This window comes from Cupriavidus pauculus, assembly GCF_022179805.1.
Classification (GTDB): domain Bacteria; phylum Pseudomonadota; class Gammaproteobacteria; order Burkholderiales; family Burkholderiaceae; genus Cupriavidus; species Cupriavidus pauculus_E.
Genome location: NZ_BPUO01000005.1, coordinates 47,624 through 59,288 on the forward strand (window position 1 = coordinate 47,624; position 11,665 = coordinate 59,288).

At 59.7% G+C, this 11,665-nt stretch carries 9 protein-coding genes and 1 pseudogene; 8 read left to right on the plus strand and 2 right to left on the minus strand.

From position 1 onward, the window contains the following. Positions 1-27: 27 nt before the first annotated feature. The 7 genes and pseudogenes from MFF62_RS11290 (at position 28) to MFF62_RS11320 (ending at position 8,051) form a co-directional block, all read left to right on the plus strand. Complete coding sequence (locus MFF62_RS11290) at positions 28-1,095, plus strand: HAD family hydrolase (protein WP_238263181.1); 1,068 nt, start codon at positions 28-30, stop codon at positions 1,093-1,095. Between the two features lie 86 nt (positions 1,096-1,181). Next, positions 1,182-2,831, plus strand: coding sequence for an arylsulfatase (locus tag MFF62_RS11295; RefSeq protein ID WP_238263183.1), 1,650 nt, complete (start codon positions 1,182-1,184; stop codon positions 2,829-2,831). 62 nt (positions 2,832-2,893) lie between these two features. Next, positions 2,894-3,658: pseudogene (locus MFF62_RS11300) on the plus strand (bestrophin-like domain). Between the two features lie 931 nt (positions 3,659-4,589). Further along, positions 4,590-5,219 carry a TetR/AcrR family transcriptional regulator gene (locus MFF62_RS11305; RefSeq protein ID WP_238263185.1) on the plus strand — a complete coding sequence of 210 codons (630 nt, stop codon included), beginning with the start codon at positions 4,590-4,592 and terminating at the stop codon, positions 5,217-5,219. A 170-nt stretch (positions 5,220-5,389) separates the two neighbouring features. Next, the gene (locus MFF62_RS11310; protein ID WP_238263186.1) at positions 5,390-6,304 is read left to right on the plus strand and encodes an alpha/beta fold hydrolase; all 915 of its coding nucleotides are present in this window, start codon (positions 5,390-5,392) and stop codon (positions 6,302-6,304) included. A gap of 429 nt (positions 6,305-6,733) precedes the next feature. Continuing rightward, positions 6,734-7,411, plus strand: coding sequence for a VIT1/CCC1 transporter family protein (locus MFF62_RS11315; RefSeq protein WP_238263188.1), 678 nt, complete (start codon positions 6,734-6,736; stop codon positions 7,409-7,411). 70 nt (positions 7,412-7,481) lie between these two features. Further along, the gene (locus MFF62_RS11320; protein ID WP_238263190.1) at positions 7,482-8,051 is read left to right on the plus strand and encodes a hypothetical protein; all 570 of its coding nucleotides are present in this window, start codon (positions 7,482-7,484) and stop codon (positions 8,049-8,051) included. Here the strand turns inward: MFF62_RS11320 and adhP are convergent. Beyond that, positions 8,048-9,079 carry an alcohol dehydrogenase AdhP gene (adhP, locus tag MFF62_RS11325; protein ID WP_238263192.1) on the minus strand — a complete coding sequence of 344 codons (1,032 nt, stop codon included), beginning with the start codon at positions 9,077-9,079 and terminating at the stop codon, positions 8,048-8,050. The two genes, MFF62_RS11320 and adhP, sit on opposite strands and share 4 nt — an antisense overlap. 840 nt (positions 9,080-9,919) lie before the next feature. Here adhP and cax point away from each other — a divergent pair. Further along, the gene (gene cax / locus MFF62_RS11330; protein ID WP_238263194.1) at positions 9,920-10,981 is read left to right on the plus strand and encodes a calcium/proton exchanger; all 1,062 of its coding nucleotides are present in this window, start codon (positions 9,920-9,922) and stop codon (positions 10,979-10,981) included. 23 nt (positions 10,982-11,004) lie between these two features. Here cax and MFF62_RS11335 read toward each other — a convergent pair whose 3' ends face one another. Beyond that, the gene (locus MFF62_RS11335; RefSeq protein WP_238263196.1) at positions 11,005-11,622 is read right to left on the minus strand and encodes a TetR/AcrR family transcriptional regulator; all 618 of its coding nucleotides are present in this window, start codon (positions 11,620-11,622) and stop codon (positions 11,005-11,007) included. Between the last annotated feature and the right edge of the window lie 43 nt (positions 11,623-11,665).

Consider the following 11,665-nt stretch of genomic DNA (forward strand, 5'->3'; position numbering starts at 1 on the left):
ACTCTTCGTCCTACGCGACTTCGCATCATGCGCCAGCCCCCACTCTCTCAGCGCCTGCTCGCCGGCGTCGGCACCATATTGCTGTTTGCCGGACTTAGTCTGTCCGGTTGCACTGTACCAGCCACGCCGGCGACGTCGCCTCAACAGGCGCCCGCGGCCACGTCGCCAACGGCTGTGCAAGCGCTGCCGTCATGGCGCGACGGTGCCGCACGCCAGGCGCTGATAAAGTTCGTCGCGGATGTGACCACGCCTGGCACGTCCTCCTACGTTCCACCCGAAGCCCGCATCGCCGTTTTCGACAACGATGGCACGCTGTGGAGCGAGCAGCCGATGTATTTCCAGATCGCGTTCCTGCTCGACCAGGTGAAGGCCGCTGCTTCGAAGCACCCCGAGTGGCGTAGCAACCCGACTTACAAGGCATTGATAGCCAATGACATGGCCGGGGTCATGCGCGACCAGAAAGCATTGCTGGCGCTAATCGCCGCCGCGAACAGTGGTATGACAGTGGACGAATATGATCGCACCATCCGGGACTGGCTCGCCACCGCACGTCATCCCAAGTTCAACCGTCCTTACACCGAACTCGTCTTCCAGCCACAACTCGAGTTGCTCTCCTACCTGCGTGCCAACGGATTCAAGACCTATATCGTCTCTGGCGGCACGATCGACTTCATGCGGCCGTGGAGCCAGGCGGTTTACGGGATTCCCCCTGAGCAGGTTATCGGCTCCTCGCAGGCCGTGCGATACACCGTGCAGGACGGCAAACCGGTGCTGCTGCGTGAACCTAAGCTCGACTTCATCGATGACGGACCTGGCAAGCCAGTTGGCATCTATCGCCATATCGGGCGGCGTCCCATTCTTGCCGTTGGCAATTCCGATGGAGATTTCCAGATGCTCGAGTACACCATGGGCGGAGACGGCCCGCGTTTAGGCGTGCTGATCCACCACGACGACGCCGAACGCGAATTCGCCTACGACCGCGCGTCCCATTTCGGCAAGCTTGACAAGGCCCTGGACGCGGCGCGTGACAAGGGTTGGTCCGTCGTGAGCATGAAGCAGGACTGGCAGCAGATATACCCAACGCTCGGGCGATGATGCGGTAGCCCGGTCCAGGGTACTACGAGCAGGAATACGGCTACCGTCTGTCGCGGAAAGCCGGATGTGACAACTCGGAGGACACCATGAAGCGAACACTAATGCGGTGGTTGGCGTTGTTGGCGTGCGCGCTGGCAATCCCCGCCTGGGCGCAGAACAAGCCGAATATCGTCTTAATTGTCTCCGACGATACAGGCTATGGGGATTTGGGTCCGTATGGCGGTGGCGAGGGACGGGGCATGCCGACACCTAACATCGATCGCATGGCAGCGGAAGGTATGACCTTCTACTCATTCTATGCTCAGGCAAGCTGCACACCCGGTCGTGCGGCGATCCAGACCGGACGCATTCCAAACCGCAGTGGCATGACCACCGTTGCCTTCCAGGGTCAAGGCGGCGGCTTGCCTAAAGCAGAATGGACACTGGCGTCAGTACTAAAGACAGCAGGATACAGCACGTTCTTCACGGGCAAATGGCATCTGGGGGAAGCGGACTACGCGCTGCCGAACGCTCAGGGCTACGACGAAATGCGCTACGTCGGCCTGTACCACCTGAACGCCTACACCTATGCGGACCAGAGCTGGTTCCCTGGCATGGACCCTGAACTGCGTGCAATGTTCAAGAAGGTCACACGCGGGTCATTGTCGGCCAAGGCCGGCGAACAGGCGAAGGAAGACTTCGCCATCAATGGCCAGTACGTCGACAAGCCCACTGAGAAAACCTCGGAATATCCCAATGGTGTGGTCGGCATCCCCTTCTTCGATGGGTATGTAGAAAAGGCCGCTATCGAGTACCTCGACAAGGCGAGCCAGGCTGGCAAGCCATTCTTTATGAACGTCAACTTCATGAAGGTGCACCAGCCAAACATGCCACATCCCGACTACCAGTACAAATCTTTGTCCAAGTCCAAGTATGCCGACTCCGTGGTCGAGCTCGACGCGCGAATCGGCCACATCATGGATAAGATCCGGGCGCTTGGCCTCGACAAGAACACGCTGGTCATCTACACAACCGACAACGGCGCTTGGCAGGATGTCTACCCAGACGCTGGCTACACCCCGCTCCGCGGTACCAAGGGAACGGTCAGAGAAGGGGGTAACCGGGTACCGGCAATCGCGTGGATGCCTGGCAAGATCAAGCCTGAATCCAAGAATCACGACCTTCTGGGCGGACTAGATCTGATGGCCACATTTGCTTCGGTCGCCGGCATCAAGCTTCCCACCAATGACCGGGATGGCAAGCCCATCATCTTCGACAGTTTCGACATGTCGCCGGTGCTGTTCGGAACGGGAAAATCGGCGCGCAAGTCTTGGTTCTTCTTTACGGAAAACGAGCTCACGCCAGGAGCCGTTCGCGTCGGCAACTACAAGGCAGTCTTCAACCTACGCGGGGACAATGGCCAATCGACAGGCGGACTTGCAGTGGATAGCAATCTTGGGTGGAAGGGACCGGAAAAGTATGTGGCTACGGTTCCGCAAATCTTCGATTTGTGGGCAGATCCGCAAGAACGCTATGACCTGTTCATGAACAATTTTACAGAGAGCACCTGGACGCTCGTCACGTTCAATCAGGCGGTCGGCGATCTCATGAAGACGTACCTCAAGTATCCCCCACGCAAGCTGCAGAGCGAGGGCTACTCGGGACCAATCACTTTAACGCAATACCAGCGTTTCCAGTACGTCCGCGAAGCGCTGCAAAAAGAAGGGTTCAATATCCCCTTGCCTAGCGGCAATTGACGACCCACGCGTCGAGGAAGTCGGTGCGCTCCTTGCGCGTCGACTTCCGCAGCCATTGAATCATGAGCCAACTTATTCGCCATCCCCCCATCCTCTTCGTCCTGCTGCTGGTGATGCTGACGGTTGCGACGGCCCTCGGCGCATTTGTACTGCGCCGCATCCGGCCACTACGCAGCGAAGGCCGGGAGGATTTCAACATCATTCAGGGAGCCACGCTCACGCTTCTGGCGCTGTCAATAGGATTTACGCTGTCCATGGCAGTCGGAAGATACGATCAGCGTAAGAACCTCGAAGAGGAGGAGGCCAATGCCATCGGGACAGAATATCTACGCGCAGACCTGATTGAAGGGCCTGAAGCCGCTACCGTGAAGGTGCTGCTTAGCCGCTATCTCGATCTTCGCTTGCACTACTACCAAACGCGCGACCGGGAACGCCTTAGCCGGATCGCTGCGGACACCGCGCGAACTTAGGATGAGATGTGGGCAATTGTTCGAGCTACAGCGCATGCTAGGCCGAATCCCATTTCTGCGCTCGTGGTGACTGGCATGAACGATGTGATCAATTCGCAGGGCTACGCCGAAGCCACATGGTTGAATCGCATCCCTGTATCGGCGTGGTGCCTGATGATTGCCATCGCATTCTTCAGCACCTTCATGCAAGGCTATGGTGCACGGGCCGAGACGTCGAAAGCCTTCTTGCTTCTCGTGCTACCCATGACGGTGTCACTCTCTCTTGCACTGATTGCGGATATCGACAGTCCTCAAGGCGGACTGATTCAAGTCGCACCCCAAAATCTGCAGAATCTTGCGGCATCTCTTCAACATTAAGCGCTTCCGACCGATCTCAACACTCGGCCGATTCGTCCTTTTCGGAAGGCGATGTCTAAGCGGTAACCGCCCTAGCTGGCGCCGGCGCGAATATTCAGGCGCCGGATTTTCCTTACCGTCGTAGGAACGTCCACCCCTGGCCTGGCGACATGGGTTGCTTATGCGTAGTCGCACGGGCGACCAACGTCCCTTTTTCCCATTAACAAGAGTCATCCGGCTCAACGCAATCGAACGGCCGAGAAGGGTCGGGAACGGTCTTCGGCCATAGCTATTCCTTTGCTCGATGCGCAAGTTCTCGATCGACTGCCCTGCATTGACAGTGGGCTGCAGCCGATTCCGCAGATGGCCGACTCCATTCCACGTAGGGTCATTGGCGTCGCGCAAACGGTCGCGCCGGAGGCAGCGGCGACGGCCACGCCAGCCGCGTCAACACATCCTGCCGCCAAAACGTGCTCGTAGGTCGACCCGAGGCAGGCCATCGGAGACTGATCCACAGGCCCGCGTCAGCGCAGTTGCGCATTGCTGCGCCAAGGGTTGCGTAGAGGTCGGGGGCACCCGACGGCAGCCGATTCGTTAGCCCATGCCAGCACCCGGCCGGCGCACATTCTGCATCGTGTGCCTATCCATCGCGATGATCTAAAACGTTAGCGAAGAGATATGAGCGAGCTGGCGCCGAATCGCTCCGATGACGCCTCTGCCGACTGGCCATCGCCAAGCCGACCGCGCAGGTGGCGGTCAGCCGCCTCACGCAAGGACGCGCCCTCGTACCGGACGGCAGCCGGGAAATTCGCTACCGCGCAAGGCATTGACCTATAAGGAAAATTCCGTCCGCACCACCAGGTTTTGCGCGGAAAGTACGATAGCCCCTAGAAACGCACCCCGGTGGGCAAGGATCGCTAGTCCAAACGCGTCGCTTGATTATGGAAACGATATGACCCATAATCGGCCCATGACGCCTTTCACAAGCAAACCGGGCCGCGGCCGCCCCAGGGAATTCAACTACGACGAAGTCGTGGACTCGGCGATCGGGTTATTTAGGCAGCGCGGTTTTGGCGCAACCTCGATTGCGGATCTGGTCGAGGCGACCAGTCTCACGCGGGGTAGCCTGTACAAGGCATTCACGGACAAGAAGTCTGTCTACGTCGCCGCGCTCGAACGCTATGTAAGGCTCGGGCACGAGCGCATCCGGGCGATCGCAGGCGGCCAGGGCACGGGGCGCGAGCGGGTAGCTAAGTTGCTCGCCTACTATCTTGAGCAATCACGCAGCGAGCCGGGGAGGCTCGGCTGCCTCGTCGTCGCGACAGGACTCGAGGCCACCGTGGTGGACCCCGACATCGCGCGCATGTTCGAACAGGCGCTGAAATACCTCGAGCAAACATTATCGGAACTGATTCGGATCGGTATCGAAGACCATTCGATACGCGTCGACGTCAACACCAAGGCAGCTGCCAAAGCGCTGCTCTGCTTCCTGCAAGGACTGCGAGTCGTCGGGAAAAGCGACCTCCATCGCGATCATCTCGACAAGGCCATGCTCGACATGGCGATGAGAATCCTCGATTAAGCGTTGAGCCGTGTCATGAAGATCCACGGCATTTTTTTTATTAATTTGGAACCGAAATGCCCATAAATACTTCATCCACTCCATCTCCACGACGCATTGCCCTGCGCATCTTCGCTGCCGCGTGGCTTGCCCTCGTGGTCCTTTCACCTTCTATAGTTCGAGCCGCAGACATGAACACCGACCATAGCGATACCAACGTCCAGTTGCACCACAAGCTGATCGACGTCGATGGCGTCAGACTCCACTATGTGGAAGCCGGTGTGGGCGCGCCGATTCTGCTGATCCCCGGATGGCCGGAAAGTTGGTATGCGTGGCGCGACGTCATCCCGAAGCTCGTGCGAGCGGGCCGTAGGGTAATTGCCATCGACCCGCGCGGCATGGGCGATTCCGCTCATCCTGCGCAAGGGTTCACACCAGGCATCGTCGCCGCCGAAATCCACCGCTTCGTGCAAGTGCTGGGGCTGACGAACGATGACAGACTCGATCTGGCGGCGCACGATGTCGGCGCGTGGATCGCCTACGCCTATGCCGCCGACTGGCCGGGCGACGTGCGCACTCTGTCGTTGTTCGACGCTGCCCTGCCGGGCATCTCACCGATGCCCGTGTCGGATATTCCATCGGACGAGGTCAATAAGCGGACGTGGCATTTTGCCTTCAACCGCATTCCCGACCTGCCCGAGATTCTTGTGCGCGGGCACGAGCGCGAATACCTGGCGTGGCTGTTTTCCCAGAAGGCTGCGCGGCCATGGGTCTTCACGCCCGCTGTCATCGACGAATACACGCGCACCTATGTCCAGCCGGGTGGGACGAGAACGGCGTTCGCCTACTATCGCGAGTCGTTCTCGCAGGAGGCGCTTGCCACCAACCGGACACGTGCAACGAAGAAGCTCGAAATGCCGGTCTTGGTGCTCGGCGGGCAATTTGGCGTGGGATCGACGCTGTTCGATACGATGAAACGCATCGCGACGAACGTGCAAGGGCACGTGCTTGCCGATTGCGGGCATTTTGTCATGGAGGAATGCCCAGACGAGGTGGCGTCTCATATGATCGCGTTCACCTCCAATCCAGTCAGAACGCTTCGTTGATACGCATGCACACCTCGTGGCATAGCTGCCAGCGCGGCATCGCGACCAGCTTCAGTTCCGTTAAGGAAGAGCCCGCACGCTGCGGGCTCAAGTCAGCTAGCTTGGAAGATCGGTTGTTCGCGGGACGCCTCCAACGCGTCACCAATATCGATACTGTCTTCTAGGATTGTCAAAACCCACCAAGAGCACGCCAAGGCACTTCGCTGCCAGCTTGCGCAACCGCAGTCCAGCCCAAAGGCGGTCGGTACCAACACACAGATGAGCAGGCGCAAAAGGCGCTGGCGATGGTCAGCGCACCGGCGAATGTATCGGGAGTGCACCGAGACCGCCTTAGGCCGTTGGTCCAATGGATGATCGACATGAATGGGTCTACTTTCCAAAAGCACGTCATTGTGACGGCGATTCTCCATGTAGGGAGGGAGAACTTGCATGACGTCTATCAATTCGTCGCAAGAGAAATCTGCTGTAGAGCGATCCCCGGCTCTTGATGTCGTCGACCGCGTATCCGAGACGTGCTTCGGGTTGTTCATGGCGCTGACTTTCGTCGGCGCGGTTTCCTCCGCTACCGCCGGCCCCGATGCCGGCCGAACCATGTTGAGCACGGCCCTTGGTTGCAACCTTGCCTGGGGCCTGGTCGATGCCATCATGTACCTCGTGCGAACCCTGGCGGGACGCGGCATGCTTCAGAAGCTTGTCGTCATTACCAGGCACGGCGACCCTGCATCCGGCATCGCTGCGATTCGAGACGCGTTACCGCCCGCTATGAATCCCCATGTTCCCGACGAGGATCTCGAACCGTTGCGGCAGCGCTTCCTTAGCGGCGCGGCGGTGCCCGCGCGTCCCAAGTTGCGTGGTGGCGACCTGTTGGCGGCACTCCGGATCTTCTGCATCGTCGTGCTGGCGACCTTCCCTGTCGCACTACCCTTCGTCCTATGGGATGACGTCACTACGGCCCTCATCGTTTCCCGGGTTCTCACCCTGATCATGCTGTTCGCAAGCGGCGCGGCACTGGGATACTACGGCGGCATCAGCCCATGGCGCGCCGGCTTCGGCATGATGACACTCGGGGTCGCCCTCACTGTGGCGGTCATCGCGCTGGGGGGATGACGTGCGCGCATTACCGGCTGCCGCTGTGTTCTGCTTGGCATTCCACGGCGCACATGCTCAGCAGGCTGTCGTGGACCCGCCGAATGCCACCGCGCCACCGCCGGCCTGGAGTTTTATGGCCACCGGCTTCTGGAACATGCCGCGACATGAGGGTAGCTATGGCTCGGGCATCTTCGCGGCCGACCACGGCTCGCTTCATCTTGAGGCACGCGTCAACTACGAAGCGATACATGCCCAATCCGCCTTCGTCGGATGGTCGTTTTCAGGTGGCGAGACCGTCCAATACAAGGTCACCCCCATCGTCGGCTTTGTTGCAGGCAGCACGCACGGCCCCATCGTCGGCGCGGAGGCGAGCCTAACGGTCAGCAAGTTCGATTACTACCTCGAATTCGAGTATCTACCCGGCACAGGCTCCGCCACGCCCTACACCTATGCCTGGAGCGAACTCGGATACCGCCCATTGCCATGGCTGCGGTTGGGGGTCGTTGCACAACGCACGCGAATCTATGGCGGCGATCGCGAGTTCCAGCGCGGCGGATTGCTGCAACTCACGTTCGGCAAGGTCACAGGCAGCGTCTACTTTTTCAACCCGGCCTCCCACGACCAAGTAGTTATCGCTGCCGTGACCCTTGCGTTCTAGCGGCCAAATCCCGTCAGTACGACGCGCCCGTTGATCTTCCCGGCCTTCAGGCGATCGAATACGGCATTGATGTTGTCGAGGCTATCCGTCGATGTCGTCGCCGTGACCGCGCCTGCCGCGGCAAACTCCAGCGCCTCCTGAAGGTCGCTTCGCGTTCCCACAATGGAGCCGCGGATCGTGATCGCCTTCAGCACGACATCGAAGATCGGTGTCGGGAAGTCGCCCGGAGGCAGGCCATTCAGTGCAATGGTGCCACCCCGGCGGGCCATGCCGATGGCCTGGGAGAATGCTGTTGGCGATACCGCAGTGACCAGCACGCCGTGCGCGCCGCCAATTTCCTTCTGCAGGAGCCTCACCGGGTCATCCGTACGGGCGTTCACGGTCAACGATGCGCCGAGATCCCGTGCGAGCGAGAGCTTCTCGTCGTCCACATCAATGGCGGCAACGTGCAGTCCCATCGCCGTGGCGTACTGCACCGCGACATGGCCCAATCCACCGATGCCGGAAATGGCGACCCACTGTCCGGGCCTGGTATCGGTCACCTTGAGGCCTTTGTAGACCGTAACCCCCGCGCAAAGTATCGGAGCGATTTCGACAAAGTCGATGCCGGCCGGCAATAGGCCGACGTAGTTCGGATCCGCGACGACGTACTCGGCATAGGCACCATTCACTGAGTAGCCCGTATTCTTCTGCGATTCGCAGAGCGTTTCCCAACCTTTCAGGCAGTGCTCGCAATAGCCGCAAGCGCTATATAGCCACGGTACGCCGACACGATCGCCTTCCTTGACCCGTTTCACACCGCTGCCCACCGCCGACACATAGCCAACGCCCTCGTGCCCGGGAATGAACGGCAGCAAGGGCTTGACGGGCCAATCACCCTGTGCGGCATGCAGGTCAGTGTGACAAACGCCCGAAGCCTCTACTTTTACCTGAATTTCCCCTGCGCCCGGCATGGGTACAGGCACTTCCTCCAGAATCAGCGGCGCGTCAAACTGTCTTACGACCGCCGCCTTCATGATCGATGCCATATCTTTTCTCCTGTCGGTGTACGTCTCGCATGCAACGCTTCCCTCACCGGCTTCAGTGCCGATGCACGCAAGTGCATCTGGCATGATCAATTCCAGCCCGAGCGGCGTCAGACTCGAAACGTTCAATGATGACCTCCGTGGGCAAGGGACTACCTGGGCCGGCGTCCATCCCTCAATTTGCGATATCGGCGCCCGATTGCCATTGGACCTTGGTCCCTGCGCGCGGCAGCATTTGCTGCCGTGATTCCAATTAGTCCTTTGGACCAATTGAGTACCGCGCAAACGCGCACTAGCTTAAGTATCGGGAATCTGCGAACTCGCCCGCGGCTTTCGGATACCGAATGCGCTGTAACGGCAACCTGAAGACATAAGAGACGGACCATGTGCCAGAGAGATGCCTCGGCCCTGGAAACCTTTTTGCCTTTCGATCTCAGGGACGAGTTGAACAAGCTTCGGGGCAGCGTGACGAACCGGCGAATGTTCGGTGCCCGCCGTGGCAACTCGAGTTCTCTGGCCCCTGTGCCTCGTCACGGTTTCTGGCATCAGGACCTGTTTGCGATGGTCTATTTCGAGCGCGCGTTATCCTGCCTGCCCGAGTGGGCGGGTCCTCGCGACGGGTCGGCATTATCTTCGGCTGGTTGCGCGCCGTGCATCCGACACTTGGCCGTTTTCCCGAACCGACATTCTGGTTTATGGATGCGGGTGGGTCTGAACGCGTTTGGCGCGGCCCGCATAAGCCGGGTGGTCAGCCTGTGCCTGTGGGGCATATTCACGACGGCAGTACGCCGCTGGTCTGAGGGTCGATGGCAATCATGATCCTCTTATGAATTAATTCCGCTTATGGCATGGAACATCCTGCTGATCGCCGTACCGATCTCGATTGCCGTCGAACTATTTGCGCCAGACCAGCATTTCCTTATCTTTCTCGTTTCCGCGGTGGCGATCCTTCCCCTCGCCCAGAAGATGGGCAACGCGACTGAACGGCTGGCCGAACACATGGGGGATAGCGTTGGTGGACTGCTCAACGCCACGTTCGGCAACGCGGCCGAATTGATCATCGCACTGGCAGCGCTGCGTGCCGGGCTGCATGAAGTCGTGGAAGCTTCGATTGTAGGCTCCATCGTCGGCAACCTGCTTCTGGTCTTCGGCGCCGCCATGCTCGCCGGCGGCACGCGCTTCCATGAGCAGCAGTTCAACGCTCGCGGTGCGCGATCCCAGGCAACCATGCTGATCCTGTCCGCGATCGCGTTGATCCTACCCGCGTCATTCGAAGTAGTGAAAGGCAACCTCCCTACGTTGCACCAACTGAGTGTGTCCATCTCGATCGCATTGCTGGTGGTCTATGCGTTGTACCTGGCATTCTTGCTGCGCACGCATCCGGAACTGTTTCGCGGCGCTGCCGTCACGGCGGAGAAAGCCGAGGCGGACTCATCCGGTTCATCAGTCGGCCGTGCCCTCGCTGTCCTGCTCGTGGCGACGGCCGGCACCGCCTGGGTGAGCGAAATTCTGGTCGGCTCGATCGGGCCGACGATGCAACAGTACGGACTCAGCAATATCTTCGTCGGCGCCTTCGTGGTGGCCATCCTTGGCAATGCTGCCGAGCATGCCACCGCCATCACGGCTGCACTGAATAACCGCATGGACTTGTCGTTCTCCATCGCCGTGGGCTCAAGCGTGCAGGTGGCGCTGTTCGTCGCGCCAGTACTGGTGCTAGCCAGCCTGTTCATCGGCCCCGTACCGATGGATCTTGCGTTTCGTCCTGCCCTAGTCCTGATCGTCACTCTGTCAGTGGTTGTCATTGCCCAGATGGCAAGCGATGGCTACGCGGACTGGTTCAAGGGGGTGCAGCTTTTGGTGGTGTACCTGACCTTGGCTTTGACATTTTTCTTGTTGCCTGACTGAGCAGTCAGGTCGCGGCCGGCCAGCTACGGTCGGTCTATGCCATCGCGCGGAACTCCCGGTGTCCGTAGTAACGCGAAAAACGGCCGAACGACCCCGGTCAGCAGTTCACGGTCGGGATTGGTGCGGGCCAAAACCCGGAGGCCCAGGACGGTGCCCAGGGCGAGCCGCGAGATGTCGGCCGGAGGTTGCGAGGTAAGGATTGATCCGTCGCGCTGCCCAGCCGCGACACATTCGCGGACACGTTTCTCCATTTCATCAAAGACCTCCGTTACAACATCTCGGAAGTCTTGGTCGTGCGGCGCCATCTCCAACGCAGTGTTCACGACAAAACACCCCCTGTGAAGCCTGTCAGCGAGCACGTCTTCAACGTTTGCATCGAAGTACCGCTCCAGTGCGCGCAAAGGCGGGTCATCGCTTCCGAATATTGCCGAGCAGGTGTCGAGCGTGCGACGGATGTATCGATCGAGCACGAGACGGTAGATAGCTCTCTTGTCACCGAAAGCGTTGTAGAGGCTTGGCGTCGTCATTCCGGTGCAGTCGGCGAGGTCGCGCATCGATGTCGCCTCATAGCCGATATTCCAGAACCGTTGCATTGCCGCTTCGAGCACCGCGTCTTCGTCAAATTCCCTGGGCCTGGCCATCTTGATCCTTCGGTCAATCGTAAGGGGGCGAATCTTTCAATTG

Excerpts from the sequence above, each read along its gene's own strand:
- MFF62_RS11335 (WP_238263196.1), bottom strand. The coding sequence starts at position 11,622 with ATGGCCAGGCCCAGGGAATTTGACGAAGACGCGGTGCTCGAAGCGGCA.
- cax (WP_238263194.1), top strand. The coding sequence starts at position 9,920 with ATGGCATGGAACATCCTGCTGATCGCCGTACCGATCTCGATTGCCGTC.
- MFF62_RS11315 (WP_238263188.1), top strand. The coding sequence starts at position 6,734 with ATGACGTCTATCAATTCGTCGCAAGAGAAATCTGCTGTAGAGCGATCC.
- MFF62_RS11290 (WP_238263181.1), top strand. The coding sequence starts at position 28 with ATGCGCCAGCCCCCACTCTCTCAGCGCCTGCTCGCCGGCGTCGGCACC.
- MFF62_RS11305 (WP_238263185.1), top strand. The coding sequence starts at position 4,590 with ATGACCCATAATCGGCCCATGACGCCTTTCACAAGCAAACCGGGCCGC.
- adhP (WP_238263192.1), bottom strand. The coding sequence starts at position 9,079 with ATGGCATCGATCATGAAGGCGGCGGTCGTAAGACAGTTTGACGCGCCG.
- MFF62_RS11310 (WP_238263186.1), top strand. The coding sequence starts at position 5,390 with ATGAACACCGACCATAGCGATACCAACGTCCAGTTGCACCACAAGCTG.
- MFF62_RS11295 (WP_238263183.1), top strand. The coding sequence starts at position 1,182 with ATGAAGCGAACACTAATGCGGTGGTTGGCGTTGTTGGCGTGCGCGCTG.